The sequence below is a fragment of the Ochrobactrum sp. PL_is483 genome (genome assembly GCF_055816855.1).
The window spans coordinates 367501-385834 of sequence record NZ_JBVPGS010000036.1 but is presented as its reverse complement, the minus strand read 5'-3'; the positions used below and the strand labels follow the sequence as shown (position 1 = coordinate 385834).

Annotated in this window: 13 protein-coding genes, 1 tRNA gene, 2 rRNA genes and 1 pseudogene (1 of these 17 cut by a window edge); 4 read left to right on the top strand and 13 right to left on the bottom strand. The window is 57.4% G+C overall.

The window, feature by feature from the left end:
* Window positions 1–90: 90 nt before the first annotated feature.
* Window positions 91–303, bottom strand: coding sequence for a helix-turn-helix domain-containing protein (locus AC0TNJ_RS13550; protein ID WP_063881620.1), 213 nt, complete (start codon window positions 301–303; stop codon window positions 91–93).
* 254 nt (window positions 304–557) lie between these two features.
* Entirely contained in the window at window positions 558–1754 is a 1197-nt protein-coding gene (locus AC0TNJ_RS13545; protein WP_473771394.1) for a DUF932 domain-containing protein, read from the bottom strand.
* 905 nt (window positions 1755–2659) lie between these two features.
* On the opposite strand from AC0TNJ_RS13545, the gene AC0TNJ_RS13540 reads away from it, so the two are divergent.
* Complete coding sequence (locus AC0TNJ_RS13540; RefSeq protein ID WP_063881618.1) at window positions 2660–4414, top strand: hypothetical protein; 1755 nt, start codon at window positions 2660–2662, stop codon at window positions 4412–4414.
* A gap of 365 nt (window positions 4415–4779) precedes the next feature.
* Here the strand turns inward: AC0TNJ_RS13540 and AC0TNJ_RS13535 are convergent, their stop codons facing one another.
* The 6 genes from AC0TNJ_RS13535 to wrbA form a co-directional block, all read right to left on the bottom strand.
* Complete coding sequence (locus AC0TNJ_RS13535; RefSeq protein ID WP_063881617.1) at window positions 4780–5991, bottom strand: ATP-dependent helicase; 1212 nt, start codon at window positions 5989–5991, stop codon at window positions 4780–4782.
* Window positions 5992–6025: 34 nt separating this feature from the next.
* A complete protein-coding gene (locus AC0TNJ_RS13530) occupies window positions 6026–7855 on the bottom strand; it encodes an ATP-dependent nuclease (protein WP_063881616.1) in 1830 nt (609 codons plus the stop codon).
* Window positions 7856–8316: 461 nt separating this feature from the next.
* A complete protein-coding gene (locus AC0TNJ_RS13525) occupies window positions 8317–8580 on the bottom strand; it encodes a hypothetical protein (RefSeq protein WP_371835709.1) in 264 nt (87 codons plus the stop codon).
* Window positions 8541–8720 (bottom strand): VOC family protein, encoded by a 180-nt coding sequence (locus AC0TNJ_RS13520; protein WP_151602390.1) that lies wholly within the window; start codon window positions 8718–8720, stop codon window positions 8541–8543. The genes AC0TNJ_RS13525 and AC0TNJ_RS13520 overlap by 40 nt, the downstream gene beginning before the upstream one ends.
* Window positions 8720–9940 (bottom strand): MFS transporter, encoded by a 1221-nt coding sequence (locus tag AC0TNJ_RS13515; RefSeq protein ID WP_063881614.1) that lies wholly within the window; start codon window positions 9938–9940, stop codon window positions 8720–8722. The genes AC0TNJ_RS13520 and AC0TNJ_RS13515 overlap by 1 nt, the downstream gene beginning before the upstream one ends.
* The gene (wrbA, locus tag AC0TNJ_RS13510) at window positions 9940–10566 is read right to left on the bottom strand and encodes an NAD(P)H:quinone oxidoreductase (RefSeq protein ID WP_063881646.1); all 627 of its coding nucleotides are present in this window, start codon (window positions 10564–10566) and stop codon (window positions 9940–9942) included. The genes AC0TNJ_RS13515 and wrbA overlap by 1 nt, the downstream gene beginning before the upstream one ends.
* 103 nt (window positions 10567–10669) lie before the next feature.
* On the opposite strand from wrbA, the gene AC0TNJ_RS13505 reads away from it, so the two are divergent.
* Entirely contained in the window at window positions 10670–11587 is a 918-nt protein-coding gene (locus AC0TNJ_RS13505) for a LysR family transcriptional regulator (protein ID WP_063881613.1), read from the top strand.
* Between the two features lie 325 nt (window positions 11588–11912).
* On the opposite strand, the gene AC0TNJ_RS13500 is transcribed toward AC0TNJ_RS13505, so the two are convergent.
* Window positions 11913–12263 carry a Rossmann-fold NAD(P)-binding domain-containing protein gene (locus AC0TNJ_RS13500; protein ID WP_124915751.1) on the bottom strand — a complete coding sequence of 117 codons (351 nt, stop codon included), beginning with the start codon at window positions 12261–12263 and terminating at the stop codon, window positions 11913–11915.
* Between the two features lie 647 nt (window positions 12264–12910).
* Between AC0TNJ_RS13500 and AC0TNJ_RS13495 the strand changes: the two genes are divergently transcribed.
* Both AC0TNJ_RS13495 and AC0TNJ_RS13490 read left to right on the top strand, forming a co-directional pair.
* Entirely contained in the window at window positions 12911–13105 is a 195-nt protein-coding gene (locus AC0TNJ_RS13495; RefSeq protein ID WP_063881611.1) for a hypothetical protein, read from the top strand.
* 12 nt (window positions 13106–13117) lie between these two features.
* Window positions 13118–14146, top strand: a pseudogene (locus tag AC0TNJ_RS13490) (recombinase family protein); the annotation flags it as partial.
* 150 nt (window positions 14147–14296) lie between these two features.
* Here AC0TNJ_RS13490 and AC0TNJ_RS13485 read toward each other — a convergent pair.
* The 4 genes from AC0TNJ_RS13485 to AC0TNJ_RS13470 form a co-directional block, all read right to left on the bottom strand.
* The gene (locus tag AC0TNJ_RS13485) at window positions 14297–14764 is read right to left on the bottom strand and encodes a hypothetical protein (protein WP_245670601.1); all 468 of its coding nucleotides are present in this window, start codon (window positions 14762–14764) and stop codon (window positions 14297–14299) included.
* 31 nt (window positions 14765–14795) lie between these two features.
* A tRNA-Met gene (locus AC0TNJ_RS13480) sits at window positions 14796–14872 on the bottom strand.
* A gap of 219 nt (window positions 14873–15091) precedes the next feature.
* Window positions 15092–15206, bottom strand: a 5S ribosomal RNA gene (rrf, locus tag AC0TNJ_RS13475).
* A 242-nt stretch (window positions 15207–15448) separates the two neighbouring features.
* Window positions 15449–18334: ribosomal RNA gene (locus AC0TNJ_RS13470) — 23S ribosomal RNA — on the bottom strand (it continues 16 nt past the right edge of the window).

Sequence of the window (18334 nt, the reverse complement as noted above, 5' to 3'; positions counted from 1 at the left end):
CAGTTTCATGACGGTAATATCCGCAATTGCGGAATAACCTTATTGCTGAAACGTCTTAGCAAAAAGTATAGGTCTGCCCTTCCGCCTCTCTCAGGGATCGGTGCGGAAGAATTCGATCGGATCGACGTCGAGTGCTGCGCCGAGCTTCTCGAGCGTATCGACGGAAACAGCGTATTCCTCACGCTCAAGCATGCCGACATAGTTGCGGTTGAGCTGGGCGCGATGGGCAAGTTCTTCCTGTGACATGGATCGATCATGTCTCAACCGACGCAGGTTCTTGGCGACTCTTTCCCGTAAGCTCATGGGAAAGCTGTCACCGACAGACTATTGCACTTCCACCCAATATACTAGTGATTCCGGAAAAGGGAAAGTGGCCGGTTGAAAAACCTCTGTGTGGTCTTGCGAGCCGGTCGCAGACCGGCGAGCGGCGTCGGCGCCGTCCACGGGCGGACGCCGCCGATCCGGTTTGACGGTGGCTGAAACCGGGCTTTGCGGAAAGGATCGGCTCAATCTGCGGCAAGACCGCGCCGCCATTTCTGACGGCGCGGCCTTGGCTGTCAGGATGCCCGTTTAAGCAAGGTCTTCGCCTTTCCCTCCAGTTCAAGCCGGGTATCCTGATTGGTCTTGGTGCGGGCATGCGCTGTCATGCCCTGCACGAAATCGAAGATGCTTTCCGGGGGCCGTCCTTCCTCCTGCAACACCGTTTCGATGATCTTGCCGGTTTCGGCCTTGCTAAAACCGCGACGGCGAAGAAAGCTTTCCCGGTCCTCATCGTTGTGGGCGACGATCCTTTCCCGCGCCGCCTTGATCCCGGCAATGAAGGGCGCGGGGCTGGAATTGGCGAAGCTGCGAAGCGCGGGGGCGGCTTCATGGGCGAAACGCTGCGCCGCAAACTTGCTGTGGCGAATGGTGATTTCCTCGAAATTTTCGACGCCCCACAAATTTCGATTCAAGCAAACCGCGCGAAGGTAGAAAGAGGCGATGCCGAGCGTCTTGCTGCCGACTTCGCTATTCCAGCAATAGAAGCCGCGAAAGTATAAATCAGGCTCTCCGTTCGGCAGGCGTCCGGCTTCAATGGGGTGGGTGTCGTCCACCAGAAACAGGAACACATCGCGATCGCTGGCGTAGAGTGTGGTGTTGTCCTTGGTGACGTCCACGAAAGGATTGTGGGTCATGGTCGCCCAATCCAAGGTTCCCGGCACCTTCCACATGGTATCGCCGACGCCATTGCCCGCGATCTTCATCACGGCGGCGACAAGTTCATGATCCCATATGCGGCCATAATCCGGGCCGGTCACGGCGCGCAATTCAACGCGGCCATCTTCCGTTTCCAGCGTCTTGACCAATTCGGCGCGATGCGAAAGCAAGCCATGCTGTAGGTTGATGCCCGCCAGCGGCGCGGGAAGCTGGCGCATATAAGTTGCGGGCGCTCCGACAAGGCTGCAAAGCTGGCCGAAACTCCAATGCGTCGGCGCAATCGGTTCTTCCTGTCCGGGGACGATAAGCGAAAGCCTTTCCGCATTGTCGCGGCTGGCGTCCACGCGCACGGCGCGGCTTTCGACGGTGCGGGCCGTGGCGCGATCCGCCCGCGTCTTCACGGCGTCGTAAAGCTCGGTGAGCGAAAGAAACCGCTCATCGTCCGGCCGCGAAAACCATTCCGACGAAACGCGGCTGTTGAGGCTTCCCCGCGACACGTCCACGCGGAAACCCTTGTTGACTGGCTGGCTGTTATGGCTGCTGGTGATGATGTTCATGGTCCTTGTTCCTCTTTTTCCCTTAATTGCCGAAGGCATGTCCCCCGACATGCCTTCCGGGGGCGCGAGAGCGCGCGGGGATGGAAGGGGACAAGTGCCGGCGAGCATGGCCGGGTTGCGCGCAAGCGGAACGGATTGGATAATGAAGAGCATGCAAACAGTGAGCCGTCCTGAGAAGCGGGCGACCCTGCCATGCGCAGGCGGCGCTTGAGGGGAGAAAGGGGCAACGCCCCTTGGTTTCCCCTACAGGATCGGCAAGGCGCCAGCCGCAGCTGATCAGGACAACGCGCGCGGAGCGCTCAGCCTGAACTTATTATAAAAATGTCGTATATGGGGCCGTCTTCGGACAGTCCGCTATTGGCCACCAAGGTTCGAATAGCGGACGTTGAAGAGGATTGATCTCAATGACGGCTCCCGGCCCCATCATGTTTGCTATGCCGTCTACAGATGTGCAAGAGTTCGGTACAAATCCAGTTCAAACAGTCATTTGCGCCCTGAACGCAACTGCCCGCGCGCTACGATCCCGCAAATAAATGCGATATCGAGAGAGAAGGCCGTCGTGATCGGCTCCTTTCCGCCCCTGCTGGTGACGATCCTTCGCGCAAGAGAAAGAGGGTTTGGGCACCCACCACCAAAGCAGGCCGGTTCGTAGTTCGCTGTTTCCACTGTCATCCCTCGCGTTGGTGAGGTGACGGACGGCTCAGACGACGCATGCATCGCCGTAACTTACGGTTTGAACATGGGTAGAATTGTCGCTTTGCAGCTCATGAATGCAGAAAAATATAAACTTGACCCCCGGTTTAGAAATAGTCTGAATTTCAAGGCGATGAATCTCGTGAAGCTTCGCGAGGCGATGTGCGCCGCGTTGGCTGGAGCTTGGAAATTGAGAATAGGTAAGCCGTCTTATGCTGCAAGTTATTACGGGCAAATTCTTTAGGGATGTGGCGCTGTATGAAACGCTACATCGCGGGATATTCTACAGCAATTACAGCATGTTCCGCGATGACGAGGTGTCCACTGTCGTAGGCAGGCTTCTTCCATCGTCGGCTATGGGTGGATTGGCGACGTTCACCTACGAGATCATGGAAAAGCTCGAAGCGGTGAATATGGACGGTTCGCCTTCCATCATGATTGCCACCGGCGGCGATACGCTAGCCAATGATTTTGCTGCCGTGATTTCGGTTGCTCTCAACATCACGTGCACGACAGACCCGGATCTGACGCGGCGTCTCATCGCTGACAAACATCCAAGCCTTGGAACGGCACGTGTTCCCAGCCGCTATCTACGACGTATGTTCGATGGCCAGATTCAGTCGGTGCCGGGTGACATCGAGACGCTTCAACGATTTGTTGAGCGACTGGTAGAGCTCGATCGGCCCGCGTTCGAGGCTGCAATGAGGTCGATCCGGCAGTATGTCATCGCCGCCCATCGCCTCTCGGACAATCCCGACCTCTCATATACGTTGTTCGTAGCTGCCCTTGAATCACTCGCCCAAAAGCAAGAACCCGGCTCCGCGAAATGGGATGATTACGACGCGACCAAACGCACACGTATCGAAAACGCGCTAGACGGTGCTCCCTACCCTGTCGCGGACGCCGTCCGGAAGGCAATTCTCGAAAACGAGCATACCGCGCTACGCCGACGTTTCCGGGCTTTTGTGCTTGAACATTTGAAGCCGGAGTTCTTCCGTCAAGAAGCGGAGGGCATTGCATCTCCGGTCGTGCGGAGCGATCTCGTTCATGCGATTGATCGAGCGTACGACATACGGTCAGCCTATATCCATGCGCTTAAACCGATGCCTCGCATTCTCGATAGCATGGATGAGCGGTTCGAAAGCTGCGAGACCGAGCATGGCGAACCGGTACTGACGTTCAACGGCCTCGCCCGATTGTCGCGGCATATCATTCTCAGTTTTATCGAGCGTCAACAGCCCGCTCCTGCATCTGACTTCAATTACCGCGAGGCCTTACCCAACATCGTTACGATTCGGTTGGCATCGCATTACTGGATAGGGAATATCGCGGGCTTTACCCATAGGACGGCCCGAAAACATTTGGGAGCGCTCCTGCAGCAGCTTGCTGCGGCCAACATGAGAGAATCGGGGGCTCAGATCACGGATCTTCGCCCCCTCCTTGAGAAGATAGAGCAAGACCTGCCGACACTGGCGACCGTTGAGAACCGTGTTCCCATGCTGGTGATCTATGCAGTCTGGTTCCTGCATATGGGCGCCGCTAACCAGATGCCGGGAGCCGAGGCGCTGATTTCAAAGTATGAATCGGATCTCAAGCAGCCTACGGTCGATAGTCTTTTCCTCCATGTGATGACCAACAACGAGCCACCTTGGAGTTTGGAACAATCAGAATTGCTCCTCGATTCTTACTATCAAAAGAAGCACAGAAAAGGCGGACTTCAGGGAGGTGCCTTCTACGAAGCCGCAGTAAATCTCTGGTGTGCCGAGCAGTTTCGCCTTTCTGGGGACGAGAGTAAAGCAAGAGGGCTAATAGCGATTGCTGTCGAGAACTATCCCAGTCACGAAGGGCTGAAAGAGTTCGAGCGCACTACGATCAATGCCGCTTTGCCGAAGATCGACTGGGCCATCATTCTATTACCGCGGAAAGATGACGCGCCGTCAGCCCCAACGCCGATGACCGAGGTTTAGATGGATCGACTTTTAATGGCATCCGCGCTAGTGGCGAGGGCCAACGTTCACAAAGATTGGATCCGTGACGATCATGGTGATCGTTATGAGACGGCGATGCAGACCGGCGTCGTCTCGGATGAGATGCAAATCGTGGTCAAGGAACTCCTTGATAACCTCCGGGCCGCCCTCGATTATTGCGCGCACCAAGCGTGGCGGCATTCTGCGGACAGCCCCGAGACGCAGGAAGTATGTCCGCTCTTGGGTAGCCCGACAGTAATTCCAATGAGCGCAATGAGGGCGGTTGCCGATCGGCCGGTTGCGACCATATTTCGGTCGTTCACAGGGTTGGCTCACTTAGTGAGAAGCCGCCGTTCGTTTTCACATCAGGCAACGTTGAAGACGAACGGTGCTTGCTGGAGCAGGTTTTGGCCGCGGACGAACACCTTGCAGGTTCTACGTGCGCGGGTGATGCCGTTGTAGAGCAGTCTGGCTTTCAACTCATCGCTCCCTGGCACTCCGTGCGGCCAAAGAATAATGACGTGATCGAACTGCCGGTTCTTAGCCTGATGGATGTCAAGCAGTGGGATGCCGCGCCTGCGCTCGCTAGCATAGGCGCGAAAGTTTGCAGCCTTCCGCTCGACCAAGGCACGAAGTTCTGGTGCGGTCCAAAGCGTCTTGCCCTGGAGGATCATCGATTGAAAAGCGGCCGCCGTAACTTGCGACACCCAGCGTGGCGGATGTTCTAGCTGCGCAAAGCGTTCCGCAATCTGTGCGGGACATAGACCATCAGCGTCGTCGATGACAGCCATCACAGATGCGATCTCGTCGGCTGCGCGTGGCTCGAGGTTCAACATGATAGGCGCGATATTGTAATTGGCGGAGTATAGACCATGTGCAAGCCTGTTCGCGATAGAATCTGCCCAGCCACGGCCTGCCGGCGGAAACAGAACAGCGCGCGTTCCTTGAGCTTGGGAGAGTGCCGCACCGATTCTGAACGGAGCAACGTTCGGGAAGGAGTACTCGATCCTCAAACCTGGTCCATTCACGGGCGCTGCCAGCTGACGCAAATTCGCACCCGCGTTTAGCAAGCCTGCAACTGCCGTTCGATGGATGTGGTTGAGTTGGGTAGTTTCGCCGCCCTGAAACCACTCCATGAACGGGCCGGTATCTATCTCCTCATTTAGACATTGGAATTCGTCCGCAGCAACAAAAACAGACGCATGCGGCGCGAGCGCGCTCACGATGCGCAAGCGTGGCAGCGCGAGTTCCTGCGCCTCATCTACCAGAATTACTGGATAGGAGCGCGCAACCCATCTCGCGACTTGCGGATTTTCTAGCAGTTGTCCGCAAGAATTACAGGTTGCGTTAAAATCTCCGGCTTCGAGGCCCAGCGCCGCTGCAAGCGAACGCCAGCGCGTCAACATCTGCAATGCGAAGCTGTCGATCGTCATAGCGACCGACTTCCCGCGCAACTGCGGATTCGAACGAAGCTCCTCGTCGAGCCGGCGGCGCGAGCCATGCATGAAAGTGAGTGCAAGCACCTTCTGGTGTGGCAGCATTGCTTGTTGCGCCAGCCGCTCTCCCACGGACTCCATGAGCCGGTGTGTCTTGCCAGAGCCTGCCGGTCCTTCAAATCCCCGGAAAGGCACTGTTGAACGTCCAATGGGTGGTTACGCCGTTCGCGTGGCCTGCGGCATGGGCCGAGTTCGCAAAGGGCGGTTTGCCGGTGGCGATCGCTGCCAGAACTGAAAGAACGTGCCGCACGCGGCGGCTGCATGCCGGCCTGCCGACTATCACATCGGCCAGTGTGTTGTGGAGAATTTCGTCGCGCTTTGCTCCGTCGGCTTTCAGATGGTCAGCAAGCCCGCCGATATTTGCGGGTAAGCCGAATGCCGCCAGATCAGCGTGTGCGATCAAGGTCGCATCGGCGCTGCACACCCACACTACAACGTCTTCTATCGTCCAGCCATTCGGCCACTGGATGACCCGGTGACACGGTGATGCACCTGCCGACAAAGCGGCCTTGTAGTCATTGCCCGCCCCGTCGCCGTCGACAAGGCAGGTAATTGAAGGATGCACAATGGCAAGGTCGCGGTAGGTCTCCGTAATACGAGCATCTTTGGTTGGAATAACGCCTACTTCGTGCGTAAAAGTTGCCCCTTGTGGGTCTGCGGGATGCTCCGTCAAATCGGCGATGCGCCCGAATAAGCGTAGCCATGACGCGTCAAACTTTCCTTCTGGAACGAGGACCGCGGGATGCATGACCGCGGAAACGGTCGCCGCGCGCTCTGTCAGAAAGAGCGAGCGCCGCACCGCCGTCGCGTTCTGGTCGATTGGCGACTTTAGCAGCGGATTGGCGGATAGCTCGCCCCCGCGGTTGACCATCAATACGAGCTGATGAGGATCCGCCACCGATGAGACGGTCGGCGAATGGCTTGTGATGATCGTCTGCGTTGCCATCTTCCTCAAATAGTGGAGCAGCTTTCTCTGCTGCGGCGGCGGAACATGCAGTTCGGGCTCTTCTATCAACATGATAAAGTTGTCGCCACGCGCTTTGCGCAGACTGCCAAACCGCATGAGCAGCACGAGAGTCTGAAGCGAAATGATGCCGTTGCCATGCCGACGGCCGGGCAACGGCGGGCGCCCCACTTCCTGAAAGTGCGGCATCACGGCATCGAGTACGCCGTCGCTGTCGGTCGTGGTCAATCTAAGAGTAAGATCGATCTGGCGGCCGAAGAGCGTTTCGAGATCGTCGTTCACCTCACCGACGAGCGCGACAAGTTTTTCGTCTTTCTCCAGCGGCTGTTCGGGATTGCGCAGCCTGTCCCGCTCGGCCAGCACCGCCTCCGCTGGATTACCCCCCGCGTAAGCAACCGTCTTCCGGAACAGATCGGAGCCAAAGGACATCATCCGGTCCCAAGTCCGGCTTGCGGGCACGAGAAAGAGACCAAGCTCCTTGATTAGGCTGATAGGGAGCGGCACGATCGGCGAGTCATCCGCGAACGGGTCATCGTCGTGTGCGCCATCATAGAAGTACCGCACCGTATCCGTTTCGAGCGTCGTGCGATCGAAGCGCGCACAGAATGCGATCTGGCAAGCAAGATCCGTCGCCTGCTCTGTAGCGGACGGATGTAGGTCGCCGCTGACGGGATCAAACCATTTCTCGACACCGCGTCCCTGACGGAACCAGTCATGATGTTGGTCGGGGTCGTTGTGAGCGAAACCCGAAATTGTGGCGACGATTTTTAATCTTGTTGCCGCGACAGGATCGGTGCCAAAGAAATCGTGTTCCGTGAGGTGGCGCACCAAGCGCTCGCGCCCGAGGAGCAGTGCAAGCGCCTCGACAACAGTTGTCTTTCCTGCATTGTTTGCGCCAACTAGAATAGTGAAATCGCCAAACAGAACTTTTCCGTTCTGGATACCGCGAAAGCCGTCTATGTCCAGTCGAACTATTTTCATTTTTCCTCCACCACCAGAACAATAGCACTTTAGGGAAGTACTAGCGAAGCGCGAAGTTAAGTGCGTTCGCTCCCATCGTCAAACGCGCTTGTTCGCCACATGCCACGTAGCAACGAGCAACCTTAAGGTCATTAGGCATCGCGGCTGCAGTGTCAGCTTCTCGATTAAAGCGATGTTGCCTGATGGTTGCTTCGATGTCTGTGGAGGAAGCGCTCCCGGCGGAAGGCATCGACCCTGAGGAAGGCGGCAAAGCTCGCGCGGCCGCCCACAACCTGTCATTCCGCTTTCCACCTAATAATGGTCGTTAGTAGCAGAAAAAGCGGAATGACCGCTTTGGAGTGCGTGTGAATTGTACAGTAATGTCTGCAATAAGACGCTTAACGGTCCAACAGCTTCCGACCCCCATTTCGGTCATCCCGTCGCCAATGGTCGATACCTCATACTTGCCGTTCGCGGTGTGGTCAGTTTGCACCGATTTTGGCAAGCCCGGTTTGAAGTTGGCAGATAATCTCACCGAGTTGACCTGAAGTTAGGAGACCCGGGCCGAGCGGGCCAGACTTGTTCTCGCCAACAGGCGGAAGCTGCAAAAGTGCAGCCTGCACTTCCGCCGTAACCTGTCCGAGTTGCCAAGCAATCTCTTTGTCGGCGGCTTCGGCCTGATCTGAGGCGGCTAGGCTGGCCGCTTTCACGGCGTATGCAGCGGCCCCCAAGGCGTATGCGCCCATGTGGCAGATTGCCGATGCTTGACCATCCAGAATGGCCCCCATCTGCGCGGCGACTGCAGTCCGAGCATTTCAGCCTGAAACAGGGCAGAGCCGTGTGCGTCTTGCGTCGCCAGGATCGTGTGGTTGAATTCGATTCTCATCAATGCTCTCCCATCCCGAAGCTTACCCGCTGTGCCCCGACCCGCCTGAGCGTCGAGGCCACCACGAGCACGGCAATCACTGCCGTGCCCGCCACGATGTAGGCGGCTGAATCCCAGCCGAACCGATCCAGTGCGCCGCCGATGGCTGTCGGACCAAGAATCTGTCCGAGATTGCTGCCTTGAATGATCAGACCCAGAACGACCGGAACCAACCTTGCCGCTGGCGCCACGAGTGGCGCGGAGGACAGCAGGATTGCCGGGATCACACCGCCGACAGTCGAGAACAACAGGCACAGGCCGAAGGCCGCACCGTCCGGCAGAACAGGGAGAAAGATCCCGAAGCTGGCCAGTCCCATGACGAGGCATGCCGCGATCAGGAGCGCCGGGCGGCTAAAGCCCCTGGAGAGGAGCAGGCCCGCCGTCAGATTGCCGATGACGTTCACGGCCGAGGCCAGTGCACTGAGCAGTCCGGCCGTCTGGTGCGTCACCTGTAACCGCTCCATCAGCAGCACCGGCAGGAAGCTGAAGACCGCGAAGAACATCATGCTGTAGAGCGCAATGGTGATCGCCAGCCCCACAGCGCTACGGTCGCGTGCCACGGTCATGCTGTCGCGGCGCAAGCCGTTCCAGGACATGATCTGGCCTTGCCCGCCAGCGGAAATGACAAGTGGAACAGCGATGCAGATGGCCAGCGCCAGCGCCCCGCTTGCCCACCACATCCTCTGCCAGTCCTCGAAGAACGGCCCCACCAGCATCGCCACCGCCATGCCGACTGGCATGAAGCAGCTCCAGAGGGCGAAGGCCAGATCACTATCAGCTGGTCGCGTAACCTCCTGGAGCAATGAGGGCGCCGCGACCGTCACCAACAGGAAACCCGCCCCTTCGATAATGCGGCCACAAAACAGGCTGGGCAGTCCCGGTATCGCCGCGCCAAGCGCCGCGCCGACTGTCGTGACCAGGAGCCCGATGATGAGGATGCGTCTCGCACCGAAACGCGCAACAAACGCCCCGGTCGGAATGCCGCCGACAAGGCCGATGAGCGCAAATATTCCAGTCAGCCAGCCGATCGCCGTCAGCCCGTTTCCGAAATCATTCTGCAACAGGGGCGCTGCAATCGCCGCCTTGCCAACCTGCAAGGCGGCTGCAATTCCGCTGCCAACGATGACGAACACGGCGGTCCAGTGCGTGGATACTGCTTTCGTTGTTGATGGCGTGTCCATCACGAGCCCCTTGCCGCGTGCCCGGCCACGAGGGTGGCCGCGATCCCGGCGACATGCCGTCCCTGGAAGCGCGCGCCCTCCAGCTCGTTTTCACTGACCTCGCGATGCCCTCCCAATCCATCATCGGCCAGCGTCGATGCACCATAGGGCGAGCAGCCGGTGATTTCGTCCATCCGCATCTGGCCCTTGAAGCTGTAAGGCAGGCCGACAATGATCATGCCGAGGTGGAACAGAACGGTCTGGGTGGACAAGATCGTTGTTTCCTGCCCGCCATGCTGGCTGCCGGTTGAGGTGAAGACGCTGCCGACTTTTCCGACCAGCTTGTCCTCGAACCAGAGGCCACCGGTCTGGTCGAGAAAGTTCTTCATCTGCGATGCCATATTGCCGAAACGGGTCGGCGTTCCGATGATGATGGCATCGTAATCCGCAAGCTCGGCCACCGTTGCGACGGGCGCGGACTGGTCGACCTTGTATCCGGACTTCGCAGCAACCGCTTCGGGAACAAGCTCAGGCACCCGCCTGATCGCCACCGTCACACCCGCCTCACGCGCGCCATCAGCCACGGCCGAAGCCATCGTCTCGACGTGACCATAAGAGGAATAGTAAAGCACCAGCACCTTCGTCATCTCGTCGACCTCGCGCGTTGATTTCATTGAGCGGAAGGTTGCATCAAATGGATGAGCGAAATAAGTGATATAAAAATGATATAGTTGATCATGAGGAAAGATCATGCTGGATGCCCTTACGCTTGATCAGATCCGGACTTTCGTAACCATTGCCGACAGCGGCAGCTTCCGCGCTGCAGCCCAGAAGCTTTCGCGCGTCCAGTCGGGCGTCAGCGCCACCATCGCCAACCTTGAGGCCGCGCTTGGCGTGGAACTGTTCGACCGTTCCGGCTACAAGCCGGCCTTGACACCGCAGGGGCAGGTATTGCTCGGCAACGCACGCGACATCATTCTGCGCGTGGACGTATTGCGCGCCCAGGCGCGCGGTTTTGCGCATGGCGTCGAGACGGAACTCGCGATTTCTGTCGATACGCTCTTTCCCATGCACGAGGTCGCACGCGCGATCTCACGAATGCGACACGATTACCCTGCCGTTGCCGTCCGTGTATGGTCGGAGGCTATGGGCGGTCCGCTCGATGCGCTCAGGAAGAGCCGTTGTGCGCTTGCGGTAATGGTGGGTGAAGATTTCCGCGACCCCCGTATCAAATTCGAGCCGCTGATATCCATCAGCCAGGTCGCGGTCGTCGCTTCAAGCCATCCGCTGGCCCACCGCCATGCGGGCCGACCACTGGAGCTGATGGATGTTGCCGATCATCTCCAGATCGTTCTGACCGACCCGTCCGACATATCAGCAGGCCGGGATTTCGGGGTGGTTTCGTCACAGACCTGCCGCGTCAACACGCAGGATACCAAACATCACCTCATCCTGGAGGGCGCGGGCTGGGGGCGGCTCCCCCATTGGCTCGTTGAGAGGGACCTGGAACAGGGAACGCTCGTGCGACTCAATGTCAACGCCATCGGTCGCAATGGCGAGATCACGTCTGGTGCCTATCTTGCCCACCGCCGGGACGAGGCATTGGGACCTGCAGCGCAGAAACTTGCCGATCTACTGATCAGCCATGAAACGGGTGTCGTCTTCTAGTCGAGCCAGGCGATCGCGACGTTACTTCCCCTTGAGTTATTACTGGTTCGCGGACGTTTACCGTCAGGCATCGCCCCGCCTCAAGGGCTGCCTGAGAGTTCCGAACGGTCAGCGAGTTCCAGTCCCAACCACTTTATTCCAGTTGAGCCGTTGGCCGAAGAACAGTGCGTCCAACAGAACAATCCAACGGCGGATACGTACCTCTGGATCACATAGCTGAACTCATCCGTCTGATGCGCTGCTTCGCTGATGCCGTGACTCAGGAAAACCGAGCCGTATCAGCCCTTCAAAGTGTCCATTTCATGCAACTGGCCGTGCCGCACGTTTACATGTTCGAAGAACCTGAACCGTTCCTAAGGATCAGGACATCTCCGCCGAACCGATGATCCTCGTTCCTGTGCGACGACCAAGCGCGGCTTCGAGCAGAGCCTCCGCGATCCTTGTAGCGGGATTGATCTGCCAAGCCTTGGGGAGGACGGGGCCGAAAAGTTTTAGCAAGCGTAGCCACATGCTCGCCGGCACGCCGTTCGGCCCGGTCGCCGCCAATCAGCCCCGGTCGCACGAGGGTCAGTGACGGAAAGTCCAGCATAGCCAGATCCGCTTCCAGTTCGCCCTTCACCCGCGAATAGAAGAAGGGCGAATTGCGGTTGGCGCCCATGGCGGAGACGACAGCCAAGCGCGGCGTACCATGCGCCTGGCAAGCCGGGCGACGGCAAGGGGGTAGTCGTGATCGACTTCGCGAAACGCTTCACGTGAACCTGCCTTCGCGATCGTCGTCCCGAGTGTGTACACGGCCGCGTCGGCCTGCCACCAGTCGGCATCCTTTGGTAGGTCGTCGTCAGCAATTGGCGCGCTTCAATCGAAGCGGCAAATGGCGCTTAGCGAAAGTCATAAGCGGACCGACTGTTCAGGCGTCCGCCAAACTTGTCCCAAAGGCCGGATTAAGACGCAAACCAGCCATTATCGCTGACAGGCATCCACATTGCGTGGTCAGCCCGGCATATCCGCCGAGGCGCTCATCCGCCCACTCTGTGTCAAGTTGCGGCGTGAAGTTAAAGCTTCCTCTGGGCGATTGCTTGCCTGCAAAACGCAATATTATTCCAATAATGGGGGATTCGCCCGCCGCAAAATTCAAGTATTCTTACGCCGACGCCCTCTTTTCCCGCCGCATGATCTACGCTTGATTACGAAGCGGTGCGATGAGGGACGGCGCTCTATGACGGAGTACGCTGCAATGCCCGCGATTTCGCATTCACATTGGCTAGCTTCCGGCCCAGTCTTTGCCCGGAGCGGAATGGTCCGCTCACCGGCGGAGATCAGGTTGTGGCAAAGCGGAAAGGAACAACGGCAAGCAATGTGCGGGTGGTCCTCGTGCCGTCCGACACCATGCCGGCCTACGATCCGTCGAAGCCCGATCCGCGCCTTCGGGAATTCGTTCGAATGCTCGCCCGGCAGGCTGCCCGCCAATTCGTTGAAGCCGAACAGGAGCGTGCCGCCCGCGAACGCCTCCGCAAATAGGGAGGCCGTCTCATGAGAGCTGCGCTCTACGCCCGCTATTCTTCCGACAATCAGCGCGACGCTTCCATCGAGGACCAGCTTCGCATTTGCCGCGCCCGCGCCGAGAAGGAAGGGTGGACCGTAGTTGACAGCTATACCGATCGGGCGATTTCCGGTTCGTCACTGCTACGCCCCGGTGTGCAGGAGTTGATTGCCGATGGATTGAAGCGCCGCTTTGACGTGATCCTGACGGAATCGCTCGACCGTCTCTCCCGCGATCAGGAAGACATTGCCGGTCTCTACAAGCGCATGCGCTTCTCCGGCGTCAGCATCGTCACTCTGTCAGAAGGCGAGATCAGCGAGTTACATATCGGCCTGAAGGGCACGATGGGCGCGCTTTATATCAAAGACCTTGCCGACAAGACACGGCGCGGCCTGCGCGGCCGGATCGAGCACGGCAAATCGGGCGGCGGACTTTGCTACGGCTATGACGTCGTGCGCCAGTTCGATCAGGCCGGCGAGGCCAGCCGCGGCGAGCGCGCAATCAACGAGCCAGAAGCGAATGTCGTGCGCCGCATCTTCATGGATTATCTGGAAGGAAAGTCGTCGCGTGCCATCGCCATGACGCTGAACGACGAGGGCGTGCCAGGGCCGCAAGGCAGCGAATGGGGACCGTCCACCATTCATGGCAATCCGAAGCGCGGGACTGGCATCCTCAACAACGAACTTTATATCGGCAAGCTGGTCTGGAACCGGCTGCGCTATATCAAAGACCCCGATACTGGTAAGCGCGTATCGCGCCCGAACCCGGAAAGCGAATGGGCTATTCAGGACGTTCCTGATCTCCGGATCATAGATCAATACATCTGGGATGCCGTAAAAGAGCGGCAACAGAAACTCGCGCACGATCCTTGGTCAGATACGTCCGAGAACTTCCTGTGCGACAGACGCCGGCCAAAGCATCTGTTCACCGGCCTCATCAAGTGTGGCTGCTGCGGTGGCGGCTATTCAATGATCTCCAAAGACCTTCTTGGCTGCACCAACGCCCGCAACAAGGGCACCTGCGACAACTGGATCAATATCCGTCGCGACACGCTTGAAGCCTCAGTGCTGAACGGGCTCGACAGGCATCTGATGGAACCGGAACTGTTCAAGGATTTCTGCGAGGAATTTACGCGGGAAGTGAACAAGGCCCGGATGGCGGCGCGCGTCTCAATCGAGGCGGCTGAGGCCGAGATCAAGAAGATCGATCGCGAACTTGAAAGGATCCTCGATCTTTACCTCAAAGAGGCGCTGACGGTGGACATGGTGAAGGAACGGGGCGCCAAGCTGGAAGCGCGCAAGAAGGAACTGGGCGCCTTCCTCGAAGGCGCCGAGGAACCGCCTGCCCTTCTTCATCCCAACATGGCCAAAGTGTATCACGAACAGATAGCAGCGCTCCACGATCAACTCCACAATGAGGCCACGCGGGCGAAAGCGGCTGACCGCCTGCGCGCGCTCGTCAGTCGCATCGAACTGGTTCCGAACAATGATGAACTGGTGATCGTGCTGCGCGGCGATCTGGCGGCGATCCTGACTTTTGCATCTGGCAAGAAGAACCCGGACTTCCTGAAGGAGAAGGAGCTTCTGGACGCGCTCCTTGGCCGGACGGGCGAAAGCCAAAACGCAAAAAAGCCCCACGGAGGGGGCTCTTTGGGATCGCAGGGATCGTTGGTTGCGGGGGCAGGATTTGAACCTGCGGCCTTCAGGTTATGAGCCTGACGAGCTACCGGGCTGCTCCACCCCGCGCTATTAGTTGCGAACCTTATTGGCCCGGGAGCGAAGTCAGGCGTAGCCTGATGAGGTGAGGCCGTTAAAAAATCGATCCAGTGAATCGATTTTAGGCCGAACGGGCTGCTCCAAGCCGCTCTCACTTATTGTTTAATCGGTATTTTTTTGCGTCTGACGCTGATGCAAACTGTTTTGTATGTATTTTGAGAAGATGTGTTTGATTTGTGTGCTTTGCAGACCTGGCAGCGACCTACTCTCCCGCATCTTAAGACGAAGTACCATTGGCGCTGGAGCGTTTCACGGCCGAGTTCGGAATGGGATCGGGTGCAGCCGCTCCGCCATAACCACCAGGTCGGCGAAGAACACAAATTGAGAAGCTGGATTAGGGCAGTAAGGCAGTAGGGGAATAGGGCAGTATGTTTGGGCTGCGCCTGTATCCGGCCTTTGCTCCTAGTCTTGTCTGCACTGATAACAATAAGCACGCGACTGCGTGCCGCCGGTTTTCCGGCGCGCCCGCGCAGCCGTCTGGCGAAGCCAGACTGGCGTGAGCGATAAAGATCATCAAGCGAAGCTTGATGGATATTGTAAATGGGAGTGATCAAGTCGATCGAGCTATTAGTACCGGTAAGCTGCATGCGTTGCCGCACTTCCACACCCGGCCTATCAACGTGGTAGTCTTCCACGGCTCTGATAGGGAATACTCGTTTTAAGGTTAGTTTCCCGCTTAGATGCCTTCAGCGGTTATCTAGTCCGTATATAGCTACCCTGCTATGCCGTTGGCACGACAACAGGTCCACCAGAGATACGTCCATCCCGGTCCTCTCGTACTAGGGACAGATCCTTTCAATATTCCTACACCCACGGCAGATAGGGACCGAACTGTCTCACGACGTTCTGAACCCAACTCACGTACCGCTTTAAATGGCGAACAGCCATACCCTTGGGACCTGCTCCAGCCCCAGGATGCGATGAGTCGACATCGAGGTGCCAAACAACCCCGTCGATATGGACTCTTGGGGGTCATCAGCCTGTTATCCCCGGCGTACCTTTTATCCGTTGAGCGATGGCCCTTCCACGCGGGACCACCGGATCACTATGACCGACTTTCGTCTCTGCTCGACTTGTCAGTCTTGCAGTCAGGCAGGCTTATGCCATTGCACTCGACGAACGATTTCCGACCGTTCTGAGCCTACCATCGCGCGCCTCCGTTACTCTTTAGGAGGCGACCGCCCCAGTCAAACTACCCACCATACACGGTCCTGGACCCGGATAACGGGCCGCAGTTAGACATCCATAAAAACAAGGGTGGTATTTCAAGGATGACTCCACAAAGGCTGGCGCCCCTGCTTCAAAGTCTACCACCTATCCTACACATGTCGTCACGAATGCCAGTGTAAAGCTATAGTAAAGGTGCACGGGGTCTTTCCGTCTAACCGCAGGAACCCCGCATCTTCACGGGGAATTCAATTTCACTGAGTCTGCGTTGGAGACAGCGGGGAAGTCGTTACGCCATTCGTGCAGGTCGGAACTTACCCGACAAGGAATTTCGCTACCTTAGGACCGTTATAGTTACGGCCGCCGTTTACTGGGGCTTCAATTCAATGCTTGCACATCTCCTCTTAACCTTCCAGCACCGGGCAGGCGTCAGACCCTATACGTCGTCTTGCGACTTCGCAGAGCCCTGTGTTTTTGGTAAACAGTCGCTACCCCCTGGTCTGTGCCACCCCCATCTGGTTGCCCAAATGAGGGTCACGCTTCTTCCGAAGTTACGCGTGCATTTTGCCGAGTTCCTTCAACGCAGTTCTCTCAAGCGCCTTGGTATTCTCTACCAGTCCACCAGTGTCGGTTTAGGGTACGGTCTATATGCAGGAGCTATTTCCTGGAACCGCTTCGCTGCACGTTCAATCCAATAAGAACGTACAACACACGCGATCCGTCACTACCTGCAGGCCCACGAATATTAACGTGGTTCCCATCGACTACGCCTTTCGGCCTCGCCTTAGGGGCCGGCTAACCCTGCTCAGATTAACTTTAAGCAGGAACCCTTGGACTTTCGGCGAGGGAGTCTCTCACTCCCTTTATCGTTACTCATGTCAGCATTCTCACTTCCGATACCTCCAGGATGTCTCACGACTGTCCCTTCACAGGCTTACGGAACGCTCCGCTACCACGCACATATGTGCATCCACAGCTTCGGTGTATGGCTTGAGCCCCGGTACATTTTCGGCGCAAAGACCCTTATTTAGACCAGTGAGCTGTTACGCTTTCTTTAAATGATGGCTGCTTCTAAGCCAACATCCTGGTTGTTTTGGGATCCTCACATCCTTTCCCACTTAGCCATAACTTAGGGACCTTAGATGGTGGTCAGGGTTGTTGCCCTCTCCACGACGGACGTTAGCACCCGCCGTGTGTCTGCCGACTAGTACTCCCCGGTATTCGGAGTTTGGTTAGGATCAGTAAGACGGTGAGTCCCCATAGCCCATCCAGTGCTCTACCCCCGGGGGTATTCGGTCGACGCTCTACCTAAATAGATTTCGCGGAGAACCAGCTATCTCCAAGTTTGATTGGCCTTTCACCCCTAGCCACAAGTCATCCCGATCTATTGCAACAGATATGGGTTCGGTCCTCCAGTACGTGTTACCGTACCTTCAACCTGCTCATGGCTAGATCACTTGGTTTCGGGTCTAATGCATCGAACTGAACGCCCTGTTCAGACTCGCTTTCGCTGCGCCTACACCTACCGGCTTAAGCTTGCTCGATACACTAAGTCGCTGACCCATTATACAAAAGGTACGCTGTCACCCAGAACAAATCTTGGGCTCCAACTGTTTGTAGGCATCCGGTTTCAGGTACTGTTTCACTCCCCTCGTCGGGGTGCTTTTCACCTTTCCCTCACGGTACTGGTTCGCTATCGGTCATGCACGAGTACTTAGGCTTGGATCGTGGTCGACCCATGTTCAGACAGGATTTCACGTGTCCCGCCCTACTCAAGGACTTCTGCTATTCTACGTGTACGGGACTATCACCCACTTCGGTCAAGTTTTCCAACTCGTTCCACTTTATTCACAAAAGCCACTGGCCTGGTCCGCGTTCGCTCGCCACTACTAGCGGAGTCTCGTTTGATGTCCTTTCCTCTGGGTACTTAGATGTTTCAGTTCCCCAGGTTCGCTTCTAACACCTATGTATTCAGTGTTAGATACCTTATTACGATAACTAGAAATTAATTTAGTTCTTGCTCACGCTGTCGCGGCTACGCCGCTTCGCTCCGCAGGGGCGGCCCACATGGGCCGACGACCTAGCGGTCTGTATAGGTGTGAACCCCTACAAGTGAGTGCCAACTAAATTGATTTTCTAGCTATCTAAGGTGGGTTGCCCCATTCGGAAATCGTCGGATCAAAGGGTATTCGCACCTCCCCGACGCTTATCGCAGCGTATCACGTCCTTCATCGCCTGTGCATGCCAAGGCATCCACCAAATGCC